The organism is Xenorhabdus sp. SGI246 (assembly GCF_040838225.1).
Taxonomy (GTDB): Bacteria; Pseudomonadota; Gammaproteobacteria; order Enterobacterales; family Enterobacteriaceae; genus Xenorhabdus; species Xenorhabdus indica.
This window is the reverse complement of sequence record NZ_JBFPEZ010000022.1, coordinates 1-17,976: the sequence shown is the minus strand read 5'-3', so window position 1 is coordinate 17,976 and position 17,976 is coordinate 1. Positions and strand designations below refer to the sequence as shown.

Annotated in this window: 12 protein-coding genes; 3 read left to right on the top strand and 9 right to left on the bottom strand. The window is 45.2% G+C overall.

Going from position 1 to position 17,976, the window contains the following annotated elements; all coding sequences use genetic code 11:
• Nucleotides 1–238: 238 nt before the first annotated feature.
• Genes malK through malM form a run of 3 tightly spaced genes read left to right on the top strand, consistent with a single transcriptional unit; the run spans nt 239 to nt 3,623 of the window.
• Entirely contained in the window at nt 239–1,348 is a 1,110-nt protein-coding gene (gene malK, locus ABLA85_RS05745; RefSeq protein WP_367962139.1) for a maltose/maltodextrin ABC transporter ATP-binding protein MalK, read from the top strand.
• Nucleotides 1,349–1,383: 35 nt separating this feature from the next.
• The gene (locus tag ABLA85_RS05740; protein WP_367962138.1) at nt 1,384–2,661 is read left to right on the top strand and encodes a maltoporin; all 1,278 of its coding nucleotides are present in this window, start codon (nt 1,384–1,386) and stop codon (nt 2,659–2,661) included.
• 20 nt (nt 2,662–2,681) lie between these two features.
• A complete protein-coding gene (gene malM, locus ABLA85_RS05735; RefSeq protein ID WP_367962191.1) occupies nt 2,682–3,623 on the top strand; it encodes a maltose operon protein MalM in 942 nt (313 codons plus the stop codon).
• Nucleotides 3,624–3,788: 165 nt separating this feature from the next.
• Here malM and ABLA85_RS05730 read toward each other — a convergent pair whose 3' ends face one another.
• The 9 genes from ABLA85_RS05730 to secE all read right to left on the bottom strand — a co-directional run bounded on the left by ABLA85_RS05730 (nt 3,789) and on the right by secE (nt 17,585).
• Nucleotides 3,789–5,084, bottom strand: a complete 1,296-nt coding sequence (locus tag ABLA85_RS05730; protein WP_367962136.1) for a polysaccharide deacetylase family protein — start codon at nt 5,082–5,084, stop codon at nt 3,789–3,791.
• A gap of 97 nt (nt 5,085–5,181) precedes the next feature.
• Nucleotides 5,182–9,405, bottom strand: coding sequence for a DNA-directed RNA polymerase subunit beta' (gene rpoC, locus ABLA85_RS05725; RefSeq protein WP_367962135.1), 4,224 nt, complete (start codon nt 9,403–9,405; stop codon nt 5,182–5,184).
• A gap of 183 nt (nt 9,406–9,588) precedes the next feature.
• A complete protein-coding gene (gene rpoB, locus ABLA85_RS05720; protein WP_367962134.1) occupies nt 9,589–13,617 on the bottom strand; it encodes a DNA-directed RNA polymerase subunit beta in 4,029 nt (1,342 codons plus the stop codon).
• Between the two features lie 422 nt (nt 13,618–14,039).
• A complete protein-coding gene (rplL, locus tag ABLA85_RS05715) occupies nt 14,040–14,405 on the bottom strand; it encodes a 50S ribosomal protein L7/L12 (protein WP_340620202.1) in 366 nt (121 codons plus the stop codon).
• A 63-nt stretch (nt 14,406–14,468) separates the two neighbouring features.
• Complete coding sequence (gene rplJ / locus ABLA85_RS05710) at nt 14,469–14,966, bottom strand: 50S ribosomal protein L10 (RefSeq protein WP_340620201.1); 498 nt, start codon at nt 14,964–14,966, stop codon at nt 14,469–14,471.
• A gap of 340 nt (nt 14,967–15,306) precedes the next feature.
• The gene (gene rplA / locus ABLA85_RS05705) at nt 15,307–16,008 is read right to left on the bottom strand and encodes a 50S ribosomal protein L1 (RefSeq protein ID WP_038260744.1); all 702 of its coding nucleotides are present in this window, start codon (nt 16,006–16,008) and stop codon (nt 15,307–15,309) included.
• Nucleotides 16,009–16,011: 3 nt separating this feature from the next.
• Nucleotides 16,012–16,440 (bottom strand): 50S ribosomal protein L11, encoded by a 429-nt coding sequence (gene rplK, locus ABLA85_RS05700; RefSeq protein ID WP_367962133.1) that lies wholly within the window; start codon nt 16,438–16,440, stop codon nt 16,012–16,014.
• Nucleotides 16,441–16,653: 213 nt separating this feature from the next.
• Nucleotides 16,654–17,199 (bottom strand): transcription termination/antitermination protein NusG, encoded by a 546-nt coding sequence (gene nusG / locus ABLA85_RS05695; RefSeq protein ID WP_038260749.1) that lies wholly within the window; start codon nt 17,197–17,199, stop codon nt 16,654–16,656.
• 2 nt (nt 17,200–17,201) lie between these two features.
• Complete coding sequence (gene secE / locus ABLA85_RS05690; protein ID WP_038260752.1) at nt 17,202–17,585, bottom strand: preprotein translocase subunit SecE; 384 nt, start codon at nt 17,583–17,585, stop codon at nt 17,202–17,204.
• Between the last annotated feature and the right edge of the window lie 391 nt (nt 17,586–17,976).

Here is a 17,976-nt window from a genome sequence, read left to right as displayed (position 1 = left end):
GATTACAAAAGCACTGTAAACCAGACTGTTAGTCTTAAAAAGGCATCAATTTTTGGGATTAAAATCACATCTTATTCCGTGACTTATCAAAGAATTTTTCAATTTTATTAATCTAATCCTCCTACCTCCTCCCCCATAAAAAACTATGAAATGGAGGATTTTTGTTCCTGTTATTTTGCACACAATCCTGCCATCTGCTTTTCACTACAAACCAGGATGGCAACTCCGAGGGAAATACATGTCCAGCGTCACATTTCGTAATGTATCTAAGGCTTATGGTGAAAATATTATTTCTAAAAATCTCAATCTTGAGATTGAAGAAGGGGAATTCGTGGTTTTTGTTGGCCCATCAGGATGTGGAAAATCAACCTTATTAAGGATGATTGCCGGGCTGGAAGATATTACTTCCGGTGAGCTATTGATCGCAGGGCAAAGAATAAATGATGTACCTCCTGCCAAACGCAGTATCGGAATGGTTTTTCAATCTTATGCGCTCTACCCCCATCTGTCTGTAGCAGATAATATGTCTTTCGGTTTAAAGCTGGCAGGTGTTAAAAAGAGTGAAATTCAGAAGCGAGTAGAGCGAGTTGCAGAAACTCTCCAGCTTGCTCACTTATTAGATCGCCGCCCAAAAGCGCTATCAGGTGGGCAACGTCAGCGAGTTGCTATTGGCAGAACTCTGGTAGCCGAACCTAATATCTTTTTGCTGGATGAGCCTCTTTCCAATTTGGATGCAGCCCTGCGTGTCCAAATGCGTATTGAAATTTCACGCCTGCACAAGCGCCTGAAACGCACCATGATCTATGTCACCCATGATCAAACCGAAGCTATGACATTGGCAGATAAGATCGTCGTATTAAACGGAGGCAATATTGCTCAGGTTGGAAAACCTCTGGAGATTTACCACTACCCTGCTAACCGTTTTGTAGCCAGTTTTATTGGCTCTCCGAAAATGAATTTCTTGCCCGTCAAGGTTTCTGCTATCGCCGTCGATCAAGTGCAAATCAGCCTGCCCAATGGACAGCATGTTTGGCTTCCTGTCGAAAGTAAAGGCCTCACCGTTGGCAGTAACGTATCCCTAGGCATTCGCCCGGAACACCTACTGCCCAATGATATTGCCGACGTAACACTAGAAGGAACAATACAGCTAGTAGAGCAGTTAGGAAATGAAACGCAAATCCATATCCACATATCAACTATCCATCAAAACCTCGTTTATCTCCGGCCTGATATTGTTCTCGTGGAAGAAGGGGAAACCTTCACGATCGGGTTAGCTCCTCATCGCTGCCATCTGTTCCGGGAAGATGGAACGGCATGCCAGCGTTTGCATAAAGAACCAGGAGTTTAAATCTACTCTATAAAAAAATAACAGGAGAATTATTAATGCGTATCTTACCTCTCTCATTGACTATACTGGCTGGATTATTTTCCATACAAGCCGCTGCGGTAGACTTTCACGGTTATGCCCGTTCAGGTATCGGTTGGACAGGCAGTGGAGGTGAACAAAAATGTGCTCAAAGTACAGGAGCACAAAGTAAATATCGCCTCGGCAATGAGTGTGAAACCTATGCCGAATTAAAATTAGGACAAGAATTGTGGCAGGAAGGTGACAAGCGCTTCTATTTTGACACTAATCTGGCCTATTCCATCGCACAAAAGAGCGATTGGGAATCAACCAGCCCGGCTCTTCGTGAAATGAATGTGAAGGCAAGTAATATCATTGATTGGCTACCCGGTTCGACTTTATGGGCAGGTAAGCGCTTTTACCAACGCCATGATGTGCATATGATCGATTTTTATTATTGGGATATCTCTGGTCCCGGTGCGGGCTTGGAAAATATTGATCTTGGTTTGGGCAAACTTTCTCTTGCTGTGACTCGCAATACCGAAAATGGTGGCTCACATGGCTGGATTGCAGGTAAACAGGGCTATACCTCCACCTCTAATGATGTTTTCGATATTCGGCTTGCTGAATTACCTATCAATGATGGTGGAACGCTGGAATTGGGGATTGACTATGGGCGTGCTAATGCGCGCAAAGGCTATCATCTGGATAAAAACGCCTCTAAAGATGGCGTTATGCTAACGGCTGAACACACACAAAGTATGTTAGGAGGATTCAACAAGTTTGTTGTTCAGTATGCAACTGATTCCATGACCTCCAGCAATAATGGTCGTCCAGAAGGTGCTAACGTCAACAATAATGGTCATATGCTGCGTATTTTAAATCATGGTGCAATCAATCTGGCAAAAAAATGGGATCTGATGTACGTGGCTATGTATCAGGATATTGATCGCGATAATCGTAACGGCACCACATGGTATACGGTTGGTATCCGGCCAATGTATAAGTGGACCCCTATTATGAGTACGTTGATGGAAGCTGGCTATGACAGTGTGAAATCTCAACGCACCAAAACAACAAATAATCAATACAAAATTACATTGGCACAGCAATGGCAAGCAGGGGATAGTATCTGGTCCCGTCCTGCTATCCGTTTATTTGTTACTTATGCCAAATGGAATGAAAAGTGGGGTTATGCCAATGAAAATGAAGGTTATCTCAATGGCGTTGCTTACTCTGACACAACGGCACACCGTTTCAGCCGTGGTAAGAGTGATGAATTCACGTTTGGGGCTCAATTTGAGGCTTGGTGGTAATGTCAGGCAAAGGTCATAAAATGAGAATCAAACTGTTTCCTATTTGTTTCAGTATCTTGTTCTGCATGAACATACCCACACTGACTTATGCTGTCACTGAAACGGTTTCTGATAAGTCCATCACTGATTTGAAAAAGCGCAACTCTGTTGCGCCTTCTTTACCTATCTCCGTTTTACAGAAATTAGCATGGCAATCGGTGAATACCAATGCCAAGCAAACAGTGACTCTTAATCACGCATCACTTCAGCTTAATCAAGGAAATATCCAGGGTGCAGTCGCCGCTCTTGCTTTACCTGCCAATCATGGAGCATTGGAAATAACCCTGAGTAGCCTGATAAAAGACAGACAAGTTTATTCACCTAATGTGTTAGTGCTTGATGAACAATTCCGTCCTGCTGCTTTTTACCCAAGCCATTATTTTACCTATCAGCAACCAAGTATTATGTCGGCAGACAGGCTTGAGGGGACATTAAAACTGACACCTGCATTAGGGCAGCAGCAAATTTATATGCTGATTTATACGACCCATACAGATCTACAAGCATCTACAGAAATGGCTGATCCCGCCAAAGCTTATGCACAGGGAGTCGGTAATGCTATACCTAATATCCCTAATCCAATAGCTCGCCATACCGATACAGGTACTTTAACACTGAAAGTGAAATCGGAACGAGATGCTGGAAATATTTTAATTGGTCATTCTTTTACTGTATCCGAGCCTAAAGCAGTGACTGTTGGTTCTACCCAACTAAATACTGTTCCTCCTGGGCAACCGTCATCTAATACGCCGGAAACCAAATCGGTCTTAGGTGATACCGAACAGTATTTCAATGATGCCATTAAAAAAGCGATTAGAAATGGTGATATTGATAAGGCACTAAAGTTATTAGATGAAGCAGAACGTCTTGGCTCACCAAGCGCACGAGAAACATTTATCAAAATGGTAAAAAACAAAGAATAGGCTTGTTTCAGCGAAAACCATATTCAGCGAAAACCATAGTGAGATTCAATAAATAAACTTAGGGCCTAAAGGATTAGGCTCTATATCCTATAAATTCAGATATGTTTATAGCTGTGCATTTATGACTATGGTGAGCCTCTAAAAATCTGGCAATGTACTAATATCTTACATCCTGTTATCTATACGCTGTAAAGGTACAATATCTGCCTGATTAGAAATCATTCTTGCCATTTTTTCAATGGAGTCTGTCCGTAATATATATAATCGTTTCAAAGAGAAAGGATTATCCCCCAACTTTACTTTTCCCTGAACTGTAGTAACCGCCAAATGAAATCCTGCATTTTTGGCAGCTTTCATCGCTATCTGATTATATCCACCAAAAGGATAAGAGAGATAAAGTACATAGGGGTTAAATTGTGATAATGCCCGGCGTGAATGTTCGAAATCATACAGAATATTGCGGTATGAACGACTGAGTAATATTGGTTGTTTATTTTTACCTAAACGATGCAAAAAATGGGTATGGGATTGAAAATTAAAAACGTTCTGCATGGAGTAGAATTCAGGAAGACTTAAAAATTGCAGGCCATTAGGATTCCATTTCTGTGGATGGCGTTTAATTCGGGATGAAATAATAAAAAGCGTTGCCTTTTGTCCATTCTCTTTCAGTATTGGATAAGCATACCGATATACAGATTTCAATCCATCATCAAACGTCAAAGCAACAGCTTTAGCTGGCAAATTAATGCTTCCATTTAGGTATCCTTCCAGTTCATACAATGAAATCGTGGTATAACCCGCCTGTTTCAGATAAGCCATCTGATGACGAAAGGCAGTCAAAGATGTGGTTGTTGAAGTATGTAGAAAATGTTTATTTTCCTTATCCTTAAGAATATGGTGATAAGTCAATACAGGAATACCATTATCCAACTCAGCATCTTGGTCACTAATGTAACCCAAGCGATCGCCTAAATTAATTTCATACCAAATATGATCTGAAGCATCTTGTAATTTATCCAAAATTGGATAACGGAGATCCGCTGCTAAAATTGTTATCGGTTTATTATCTACTTTGGGGGTGCTATAGACTCGAATATCTTTAAAAATAACCAAACCTTGAGATGCTTTTTTATTAAGAGTATGGAAAGGATCAATAGGAAATGCTGATCTCTTTATTTTCCTCAAATTATCTTTGGCAATATAACCTTTCCCATTACCAAAGCTAAATTCGTAATAATCACTGTCTTCCCCTTCTTCCTGAGTCACTTTCAGATTTTGCCCTTTTTTGAACAGTCCAACCTGAATGACATGTTCACCAATCCAGGCATAGATTTCACTATCTCTGATTACCTCCATATAACGATAGCTTGACCCGTCATGCTGATGTGCTAAGGCCGGATTGAGAAAAAATATCAAGGGCAGTAAGAAAACCATTACAAGAACATGAACGATTCGTCTCATTTGTATTTTCCACCCAATAAAAAATGCCCTCTACCAAGAGAGGGCATTTTACAATTAGCGATACTGATTAAGTATACTATTATTCATCATCACGAGTTTACTCGTTATTGCTGCTACCGAAACCAGCATTCAACAATTCAGCAAGGTTTGCAGTGGCTTCGTCAACACTAACTTGTGGTGCTTCAACCACTTCATTTTCGTGACGACGACGCATACGATCCTGATGGTAAGCATAACCTGTACCCGCAGGGATCAGACGACCCACAATAACGTTCTCTTTCAGGCCTCGCAGCTCATCACGCTTACCTGCAACAGCAGCTTCAGTCAGTACGCGGGTTGTTTCCTGGAACGACGCCGCAGAAATGAAGGATTCTGTTGCCAGTGACGCTTTGGTAATACCCAACAGATCACGGTGGAAAGTCGCAGAGACTTTACCGTCCTGCTCCAATTTACGGTTAGCAACTTTAACGCGTGCGTATTCAACCTGCTCGCCTTCAAGGAATTCAGAGCTTCCCGCACTTGCAATGGTAACTTTACGCAGCATCTGACGAACGATAACTTCAATGTGTTTATCGTTAATCTTAACGCCTTGCAGACGGTAAACTTCCTGAACTTCGTTGGTGATGTAACGGGCAACAGCATGAACACCACGCAAACGCAGAATGTCATGTGGAGATTCTGGGCCATCGGAGATCACGTCACCACGTTCAACAACCTCACCTTCGAACACGTTGAGCTGACGCCATTTAGGGATCATCTCTTCGTAAGCATCACCACCATCCAGTGGGCTGATTACCAGACGACGCTTGCCTTTGGTTTCTTTACCGAAAGAAACGATACCACTAATCTCTGCCAGGATAGCAGGCTCTTTCGGACGACGAGCTTCGAACAGGTCTGCAACGCGTGGCAGACCACCGGTGATATCTTTAGTACCGCCAGATTCCTGAGGAATACGCGCCAGCGTATCACCCGCAGAGATAGCCATGCCATCTTCCAACTGAACAATCGCTTTACCCGGCAGGAAGTACTGAGCAGGCATATCTGTACCTGGGATCAGAACATCGTTACCCTGAGCATCAACGATTTTCAGTGCCGGACGCAGGTCTTTACCACTACCAGTACGCTCTGCACTATCCAGAACGACCAGTGATGACAGACCAGTCAGTTCGTCCGTCTGGCGGGTGATGGTTTGACCATCAACCATGTCGTAGAACTGGATGATACCGGACACTTCACTCACGACTGGCATGGTGTGTGGATCCCAGTTCGCAACAGTTTCACCGCCGGTTACTGCTTCACCATCACCTTTAGCCAATACCGCACCGTAAGGTACTTTATAGCTTTCTTTCGTACGACCGAAGCCGTCAATCAGGCGCAATTCGGTATTACGGGAAGTAATAACCAGTTTGCCCACAGAGTTAGTAACAAATTTTGCGTTTGTCAGTTTAAGCTGACCTTTGTTACGTACCTGAATGCTGGATTCTGCTGCCGCACGAGATGCCGCACCACCGATATGGAACGTACGCATCGTCAACTGTGTACCTGGTTCACCGATTGACTGTGCCGCAATAACACCAACTGCTTCACCTTTGTTGATGATATGTCCACGAGCAAGGTCACGTCCGTAGCATTTCGCACAAACACCGAAGTCAGTTTCACAACTCACGACGGAACGTACTTTCACGCTGTCAACGGAGTTTTCTTCTAACAGGTCACACCATTTTTCGTTCAGCAGTGTATTACGTGGAACCAGAATGTCCGCTGAACCTGGTTTCAGAACGTCTTCAGCAGTCACACGGCCCAGTACACGCTCACGCAGAGGTTCTTTAACGTCACCACCTTCGATAACCGGGGTCATCAAAATACCGTCGTGAGTACCACAGTCATCTTCAGTGACAACCAGATCCTGAGCAACGTCAACCAGACGACGTGTCAGGTAACCGGAGTTCGCAGTCTTCAATGCGGTATCCGCAAGACCTTTACGAGCACCGTGAGTTGAGATGAAGTACTGGAGTACGTTCAGACCTTCACGGAAGTTCGCAGTAATTGGGGTCTCGATGATGGAGCCATCTGGCGTTGCCATCAGACCACGCATACCCGCCAACTGACGGATCTGAGCCGCAGAACCACGAGCACCGGAGTCGGCCATCATAAAGATGTTATTGAAGGAAACCTGCTGTTCTTCTTCACCATTACGGTTAATCACAGTTTCAGAAGAGAGGTTTTCCATCATCGCCTTAGCAACACGCTCATTCGCCGCAGCCCAGATATCGATAACCTTGTTATAACGTTCGCCCGCAGTTACCAGACCTGACTGGAACTGTTCCTGAATTTCGGCAACTTCGGCTTCAGCTTCTGCAATGATGCCTTCTTTCTTCTCAGGAATAACCATGTCATCAATACCTACGGATACCCCTGAACGGGCAGCGTAAGCAAAACCGGTATACATGGTCTGGTCAGCCAAAATAACGGTTGGTTTCAAGCCCAGTATGCGGTAACAGGTATTCAGCATCTTGGAGATAGCTTTTTTACCCAGTGGCTGGTTAATCAATGAATACGGCAAACCTTTTGGTACGATCATCCACAGGATGGCACGACCAATGGTCGTATCAACCAATCCTGTGTTGACAGTGACATTACCTTCACCATCTTTCACTTCTTCAGTGATACGAACTTTGACACGGGCATGCAGAGAAGCCAGACCTGCGCGGTATACGCGTTCTGCTTCTTTAGGGCCGGTCAAAACCATGCCTTCGCCTTTCGCGTTAACACAGTCACGAGTCATGTAGTACAGACCCAATACAACGTCCTGAGATGGAACGATGATTGGTTCACCACTCGCTGGAGACAGGATGTTGTTGGTAGACATCATCAACGCACGCGCTTCCAACTGGGCTTCCAGTGTCAACGGTACGTGAACAGCCATCTGGTCACCGTCAAAGTCGGCGTTATACGCCGCACACACCAGTGGGTGCAACTGGATTGCTTTACCTTCGATCAGAACCGGTTCGAATGCCTGAATACCCAGACGGTGAAGGGTTGGTGCACGGTTTAACAAAACCGGGTGCTCACGGATAACCTCATCAAGAATATCCCATACAACCGCTTCTTCACGTTCAACCATCTTCTTGGCTGCTTTGATGGTAGTCGCCAAACCACGCAGTTCCAGCTTACCGTAGATGAATGGCTTGAACAGTTCCAGCGCCATCTTCTTAGGCAAACCACACTGATGCAGACGCAAGTATGGACCTACGGTAATTACAGAACGGCCTGAGTAGTCAACACGTTTACCTAGCAGGTTCTGACGGAAACGGCCTTGTTTACCCTTGATCATGTCTGCCAGGGATTTCAGAGGACGTTTATTGGAACCCGTAATCGCACGACCACGACGACCGTTGTCCAACAGCGCATCAACCGCTTCCTGCAACATACGTTTTTCATTACGTACGATGATGTCTGGCGCAGCCAGATCCAGCAGGCGTTTCAAACGGTTGTTACGGTTAATAACGCGACGATACAGATCGTTCAGGTCTGAAGTTGCAAAACGGCCGCCATCCAGTGGAACCAATGGACGTAGATCCGGCGGCAGAACTGGCAGAACAGTCAGAACCATCCACTCTGGCTTGTTGCCAGACTGAATGAAGGCTTCCAGCAGCTTAATGCGCTTGGTCAGCTTCTTACGCTTAGTTTCAGAGTTGGTTTCGTTCAGTTCTTCACGCAGGGTTTCACATTCGTTTTCCAGATCCATGTTTTTCAACAAAGATTGGATCGCTTCCGCGCCCATTTTGGCGTCGAATTCATCACCGAATTCTTCCAGTGCATCCAGATACTGTTCTTCAGTCAGGATCTGGCCGCGCTCAAGGCTGGTCATGCCACCTTCAACAACTACATAGGATTCGAAGTACAATACGCGTTCAATGTCGCGCAGTGGCATATCCAGCAGCAAACCAATACGGGACGGCAGTGATTTCAGGAACCAGATGTGGGCAGTTGGAGATGCCAGTTCAATGTGACCCATACGTTCACGACGAACTTTAGTCTGAGTCACCTCAACACCACACTTCTCACAAATCACACCACGGTGTTTCAAGCGCTTGTATTTACCACACAAGCATTCGTAATCTTTTACCGGCCCGAAAATACGCGCACAGAAAAGTCCGTCACGCTCAGGTTTGAACGTACGGTAGTTAATGGTTTCCGGCTTTTTTACTTCTCCGAATGACCACGAACGGATCATATCTGGAGAGGCCAGAGCAATTTTGATCGCATCAAACTCTTCGGTCTTAGTTTGCGCTTTCAGAAACTTCAATAAGTCTTTCACGAAATGGCTCCTGTCGGAGTTAGACCTGTTAGGTGAGTGGCCCATGCCACTCCCCCCTATGACCAGTGTAACCACTGGCTGGCAAACTGCCCGACATTGCTATATGTTTCAACGCAATGTTTCAACACAACGTTTCAAAACCCGGTTTCAACATAAGGCCGGACAGCGCCAGCGGAAAACAATTTATTCGTCTTCCAGCTCGATGTTAATACCCAAGGAACGGATCTCTTTCAGCAATACGTTGAAAGATTCCGGCATACCTGGTTCCATCTGGTGGTTACCATCCACGATGTTTTTATACATCTTGGTACGACCGTTAACATCATCAGATTTAACAGTAAGCATTTCTTGCAGAGTATATGCAGCACCGTATGCTTCCAGTGCCCATACTTCCATTTCACCGAAACGCTGACCACCGAACTGTGCCTTACCACCCAGTGGCTGCTGAGTAACCAGGCTGTAAGAACCAGTAGAACGAGCATGCATCTTGTCATCAACCAAGTGGTTCAATTTCAGCATGTACATGTAACCAACTGTTACCTGACGCTCAAATTGCTCACCAGTACGGCCATCAAACAGAGTGATCTGACCAGAGGTCGGCAAACCACCCAATTTCAACAGCTCTTTGATTTCAGTCTCTTTCGCACCGTCGAAGACTGGAGTTGCGATTGGCATCCCTTTCTTCAAGTTTTCAGCCAGACGCATGACTTCGTCGTCAGTGAAAGTATTCAAATCAACTTTCTGACGGGTATCATCACCCAGATCATATGCTTTCTGGATGAATTCACGCAGTTTGGCAACTTCTTGCTGCTGTTTCAGCATCGCATTGATCTTGTCACCAATGCCTTTCGCCGCCATACCTAAATGGGTTTCCAGAATCTGACCGATGTTCATACGTGATGGTACGCCCAGCGGGTTCAGTACGATATCAACCGGCGTACCGTTTTCATCGTAAGGCATGTCTTCGATTGGGTTAATCTTAGAGATGACACCCTTGTTACCGTGACGACCTGCCATCTTGTCACCAGGTTGGATCTGACGTTTCACTGCCAGATAAACTTTGACAATTTTCAGCACGCCTGGTGCCAAGTCATCACCCTGAGTGATTTTACGGCGCTTAGCATCCAGCTTCTTCTCGAACTCAGCTTTCAGTTCGTCATACTGTTCTGCCAATTGCTCAAGCTGATTTTGTTTATCTTCATCAGCCAGACCCAATTCTAACCAGCGCTCACGTGGCAGTTTGTCTAATTTTTCCGCTTCAATGCCACCGGAAATCAGTACATTGCGAATACGGGCAAACAGACCAGCTTCGAAAATTTGCAGTTCTTCAGTCAGGTCTTTTTTCGCCTGACGCAACTGCATCTCTTCGATTTCCAACGCACGCTTGTCTTTTTCTACACCATCACGGGTAAAGACCTGTACGTCGATAACAGTACCGGAAACACCGTTCGGTACGCGCAGTGATGAGTCTTTAACATCAGATGCTTTCTCACCAAAGATCGCACGCAACAGTTTTTCTTCTGGCGTTAACTGCGTTTCACCTTTCGGTGTCACTTTACCTACCAGAATGTCACCACCTTTCACTTCCGCACCGATATAAACAATACCGGATTCGTCCAGTTTAGACAGAGCGGCTTCACCCACGTTAGGGATGTCAGCGGTGATCTCTTCAGGCCCCAGTTTGGTATCACGGGATACACAAGCCAGTTCTTGAATATGAATAGTGGTAAAACGGTCTTCCTGAACTACACGTTCAGATACGAGGATGGAGTCCTCGAAGTTATAACCATTCCATGGCATGAACGCCACACGCATGTTCTGACCCAGTGCCAGTTCACCCAAGTCAGTGGATGGACCATCAGCCAGAACGTCACCACGTTCTACGAGTTCGCCCAGAGATACACATGGCATCTGGTTGATACAAGTGTTTTGGTTAGAACGGGTATATTTGGTCAGGTTATAGATATCAATGCCCGCTTCACCTGCGTACATTTCATCTTCGTTAACCTTAATCACGATACGGGATGCGTCAACGTACTGAACCACACCACCACGTTTAGCAACGGAGGTTACACCAGAGTCAACCGCTACTGCACGCTCCATACCTGTTCCGACCAGCGGCTTATCTGCACGCAGAGTTGGAACTGCCTGACGTTGCATGTTTGCACCCATCAATGCACGGTTGGCGTCATCGTGTTCAAGGAATGGGATCAAGGAAGCACCGACGGACACGATCTGTTGTGTCGAAACGTCCATGTACTGAACCTGATCACGGTTAAATAAGCTGGATTCGTCATAGTGACGGCAAGTTACCAGTTCTTCAATGAAGTGGCCTTCTTCGTCTAATGCGGAGTTAGCCTGCGCAATGACGTAATTACCCTCTTCAATCGCTGACAGGTAGTGAATCTCATCTGTTACTACACCGTCGCGCACTAAACGGTAAGGGGTTTCAAGGAAACCATATTCGTTAGTACGTGCATAAACAGACAGTGAGTTAATCAGACCGATGTTTGGACCTTCAGGCGTTTCGATTGGACATACACGACCATAGTGAGTCGGGTGTACGTCTCGAACTTCAAAGCCTGCTCGCTCACGGGTCAGACCACCTGGGCCCAAAGCAGAAATACGACGTTTATGGGTAATTTCAGACAGTGGGTTGTTCTGATCCATAAATTGAGACAACTGGCTGGAACCAAAGAACTCTTTCACTGCCGCAGAAATTGGCTTAGCGTTGATCATGTCCTGTGGCATCAGGGTATCCAGATCACCCAGAGACAAGCGCTCTTTCACCGCACGTTCTACACGTACCAGACCAACACGGAACTGGTTTTCAGCCATTTCGCCAACGGAACGAATACGACGGTTGCCCAAATGGTCAATATCATCCACTTCGCCTTTACCGTTACGGATATCGATAAGCTTCTTCATGACATCAATGATGTCGTCTTTGCTCAGGATACCGGAACCTTCAACCTCTTCACGATCCAGAGAACGGTTGAACTTCATACGGCCAACAGCAGACAGATCATAACGATCTTCAGAGAAGAACAAGTTCTCAAATAAGTTTTCTGCTGCTTCGCGGGTTGGTGGTTCACCCGGACGCATCATGCGGTAAATTTCAACCAGTGCGCTCAAACGATCGTTGGTTGGGTCAATACGCAGAGTTTCGGAGATGTATGCACCGTGGTCCAAGTCGTTAGTAAACAGAGTTTCAATGGATTTATGACCAGATTGGCTCAAACGCGCCAGCAGATCCAAAGAGAGTTCCATGTTAGCAGAACAGATGATTTCACCTGTGTTCTGATCGATGTAATCTCTCGCAACAACTTTACCCGCGATATATTCGACAGGCACCTCAATACGGTCTACCTGATCTTTCTCTAACTGACGGATATGACGAGCAGTGATACGACGGCCTTTTTCAACATATACTTTGCCGTTTGCTTCAATATCAAATGAAGCAGTCTCACCACGCAGACGTTCTGGTACTAGAGTCATCTGCAACTTGTTGTCGCGGATTTCGAAAATAGTTTTGTCGAAGAACAGATTCAGAATGTCTTCAGTAGTGTAATCCATCGCACGCAGAATAATCGAAGCCGGCAATTTACGACGGCGGTCAATACGCACAAACAGATTATCTTTAGGATCGAATTCGAAATCCAGCCATGAACCACGGTAAGGAATGATACGTGCATTATACAGTACCTTACCGGATGAATGGGTTTTACCCTTATCGCTGTCAAAGAAAACGCCTGGGCTACGATGCAACTGAGATACGATTACGCGCTCAGTACCGTTGATAACGAAAGTCCCATTATCAGTCATGAGTGGAATTTCACCCATGTAGACTTCTTGTTCTTTGATGTCCTTAACTGTACCCTCTGGCGCTTCACGCTCATAGATCACCAGACGCAGTTTAACGCGCAGTGGAGCAGAATAAGTCACGCCACGGATCTGACATTCTTGAACATCAAAAACAGGTTCGCCAAGACGGTAGCTTACATATTGCAGCTCAGAACTGCCGCTGTAACTCTGAATTGGGAACACAGAACGGAAGGCCGCTTCCAGTCCATTCTGGCCTTCAGGATCTTGCTCGATAAACTTCTGGAACGAGTCAAGTTGGATAGAAAGAAGATATGGAACATCCAAAACTTGTGGACGTTTACCAAAATCCTTACGAATACGTTTTTTCTCGGTATAGGAGTAAACCATAGGGTTCCTCAGCTCGCTGATAAGTGACCCACTCTGTCCGCCCTTAAGGACAGCACTCTGCAACACTATTTTTTCGAACAGAAAATAGAATATTTTCTGTAATACTCATTACTATTACTCTTAAATCATTTCATTGCGTTACTTACTACCGAGCTACCCGAGTGGATCGTAGCTGAGAACGCAGTATATTAAGTCGTCAATAGGAAAGAGTATTCTGGGTTCATTAGCAGCCAAACAGTGTGAAATGCTACTAACTCCCTGCGTTGTGCTCTATAGCGCATATGCCTTATAAAACTCCAAAATGACTTTATAAAACAATGATCTTATAAAACAATAAGGTGCTCTACAGCGCAAAAAGGCTGGCGATTAAAAAACCGCCAGCCGCCAGCCTTAATAATCAGGCTGCGAACTTCAAACTGATCTTACTTGATCTCAACAGAAGCACCTGCTTCTTCCAGAGATTTTTTCAGAGCTTCAGCGTCTTCTTTGCTGATGCCTTCTTTCAGTGCTGCTGGTGCGCTTTCAACCAGGTCTTTAGCTTCTTTCAGACCCAGGCCAGTTGCACCACGTACTGCTTTGATTACAGCAACTTTGTTAGCACCAGCGCCAGTCAGGATTACGTCGAATTCAGTTTTCTCTTCAACTGCTTCAGCAGCACCACTAACTACAGCAACAGCCGCAGCAGCAGAAACGCCGAATTTTTCTTCCATCATGCTGATCAGTTCAACAACGTCCATTACAGACATTTCTGCAACTGCGTCCAGAATTTGTTCTTTAGTGATAGACATAACAAGTGTTCCTAAAATTCAGAAAAAATTTATACGTTAAAAAGCAACGAAGGAAATAAGCAATTAAGCAGCTTCTTTCTGATCGCGTAGCGCAGCCAAGGTGCGAACCAGTTTGCCTGCAGCGGCTTCTTTCATGGTTGACATCAGGCGTGCGATTGCTTCTTCGTAAGTTGGGAGTGTTGCCAGACGATCGATGTTGCTCGCTGGGATAAACTCACCTTCAAAGGCTGCTGCTTTAATCTCGAATGCTGGGTTCGCTTTCGCGAAATCTTTGAACAGACGAGCAGCGGCGCCCGGATGTTCGTTAGAAAAAGCAATCAAGGTTGGACCAACAAACGCTTCTTTCAGGCACTCATATTCAGTACCTTCAACAGCACGGCGCATCAGAGTGTTACGAACAACACGCATGTAAACGCCAGCTTCGCGACCTGCTTTACGCAGTTCAGTCATTTTATCTACGGTAACGCCGCGAGAATCCGCAACAACCGCAGACAGCGCGCCTTTGGCTACTTCGCTGACTTCAGCAACAATCGCTTGTTTGTCTTGAAGATTTAGTGCCATTAGCTTCTTGCTCCTGGATTAACCGGGCAAACCCGGGACTCACTTCACTCAGAGCACGAAATGTGCCTGAGCGCTGAAACACGGTGAGCAGAATCCAGAAAATAAATTTCCTTTGGCTCTGTCACCGTCTACGCAGGATATTAAGTAATTACTTACGCCTGCGGTCTTGGACGGGGCTTGGATTAGGCCAAGCTCCAACCGAAAACTGTGATTTGCTCTGATAGATTTTATGTATCAATTATTATCAATTGTTATACATCTGTTCAGGCAAATTCGAAGCGTCAGATTTTAGACAAATCTGACGCCAAGGTAAAGCGTTATTCGCTTTTAGCTTAAATTATTAAGCTGCGGTGTTCAGACCAGACTGGTCGATTGCAACACCTGCGCCCATGGTAGTGGACAGGCTAACTTTCTTGATGTAAACGCCTTTAGCAGAAGATGGCTTAGCTTTTTTCAGCGCAACCAACAGAGCTTCCAGGTTTTCTTTCAGTTTGTCAGCATCAAAGTCAACTTTACCGATGGTGGTATGGATAATACCGTTTTTGTCGTTACGGTAACGAACCTGACCTGCTTTAGCGTTTTGTACCGCTTCTGCAACGTTAGGAGTTACAGTACCAACTTTTGGGTTTGGCATCAGGCCACGTGGACCCAGAATTTGACCCAATTGGCCAACAACGCGCATTGCATCTGGAGATGCGATAACTACGTCGAAATCCATCTCGCCTTTCTTAACCAGTTCAGCCAGATCTTCCATACCTACCAGTTCTGCACCAGCAGCTTTAGCTGCTTCAGCGTTTGCGCCCTGAGTAAATACAGCAACACGTACTGAACGACCAGTACCGTGTGGCAGTACAGTTGCACCACGAACGTTCTGGTCAGATTTACGCGCATCAATGCCAAGATTAACAGCTACGTCAACGCTTTCTACGAATTTAGCGGTAGCTAATTCTTTTAGCAGAACAACGGCTTCATTGATGTCGTATTGTTTAGTTGCATCAACTTTTTCACGAATAGTGCGCATGCGCTTGGTCAGTTTAGCCATTGATTAACCCTCCACTACCAGGCCCATGGAACGAGCAGTACCTTCGATTGAACGCATCATTGCGTCAATGTCAGCACCAGTCATGTCCGCAGCTTTAGTTTCAGCAATTTCACGAATCTGAGCGCTGGTTACTTTACCAACTTTTTCTTTGTTCGGCTTACCAGAACCAGATTTGATGCCTGCAGCTTTCTTCAGCAGGACAGCCGCTGGTGGGGTTTTAGTAACAAAAGTGAAAGAGCGGTCTGCGTAAACAGTGATAACAACTGGAATTGGCAGGCCTTTTTCAAGGCTTTCAGTTTTAGCATTGAACGCCTTACAGAATTCCATGATGTTAACACCTTGCTGACCCAAAGCTGGACCAACTGGTGGGCTTGGGTTAGCCATACCTGCTGCAACTTGCAGCTTAACGTAGGCTTGTACTTTCTTAGCCATCTATATTTTTCCTCTATATGGGTGTTATCGCCTCCAGAAAGAGGCTCCCCTAACGATTCAGGCCTCGTCTAATAACCTAATATAAGACCAGACCACAAAAAAAGTTATGTTTGTTACCAGACTTAGTTGCTTATCTAGATAAAAACAAAAGGCGCGAAATTGTATGTTAATTTCACACCCTTTGCAAGCCAATTCGCTTAATTAAGCATCAGATCAAACTTTTTCGACCTGACTGAAATCCAGCTCAACTGGCGTGGCACGACCAAAAATAGAAACCGAAACTTTCAAACGGCTCTTCTCGTAATCGACTTCTTCCACTACGCCGTTGAAGTCCGCAAACGGGCCATCGCTGACACGAACCATTTCGCCTGGTTCGAACAAAGTTTTTGGACGTGGTTTATCACCAACCTGCTGAAGACGATTCATAATCGCATCGACTTCTTTATCACTAATTGGTGCCGGGCGGTCAGATGTACCACCGATAAAGCCCATTACGCGTGGTACACTGCGAACCAGATGCCAGGTTGCATCGTTCATTACCATTTGTACCAAGACATAGCCAGGGAAGAACTTACGCTCGCTTTTACGACGTTGGCCACTGCGGATCTCAACAACTTCTTCTGTCGGCACCATCACTTCGCCGAAAGAATCTTCCATATCATGCAATTTGATATGCTCACGCAGAGATTGAGCCACACGACCTTCAAACCCAGAAAATGCCTGTATGACATACCAACGCTTTTTTGGGGATTCAGACATTCTTAAAACCTCAGGCCTGTAATAAATGAAACTAAACGCACCAGAATACCATCCAGCCCCCACAAAATAAGAGACATGACAGCCGTCACTGCCGCAACAATCAGTGTCGTATGCAGAGCTTCCTGGCGTGTTGGCCAAATGACTTTACGCATTTCAACGCGGGATTCACGGGCAAATGCTAATGCAGCTTTACCTTTCGCAGTCCACAATGCAACTGCTCCTGCAAGGGCAACAATAGCAACAACGGCTATCGCGCGCAGAGGCAGGTTATACTCCCGGTAATAGTAATTACCCACAATAGCAACCACCAGCAGCACTGCCACCAATAGCCATTTTGCTATATCAAGACCACGCCCGCTTTCTTGAGCATTGCTATTCGCACTCATAAACCAACCTGTAACTATATGTAAGTAACTATGATGTAAATAGATAGCCAGCTTGCCTCGCAAGAGCAAAACAAATCAGACCGAACCCAAAGATAATTGCAATTGTATCTGACTCGGTGCCATAATTCAGCAGGACTTTTTGTATCTGTTTTCTTGAAAACTATTTTTTGGAAAGAATTCTTGAAAACCGATCGATACCAAGCCTATCCGTTGTATCAGAGCCTATCTCACCAATAATTCAATACAACTATTCAGTCAGCGTACCCATCAGACAACTATTGATGAGATAGGTTCTTCTTAAAACAACGTATAAAAAGGGCATCTGTCGATGCCCCTTCCAAAATGAACACATTAAAAAAATTATGCGATCACTTTAGCAACAACACCAGCA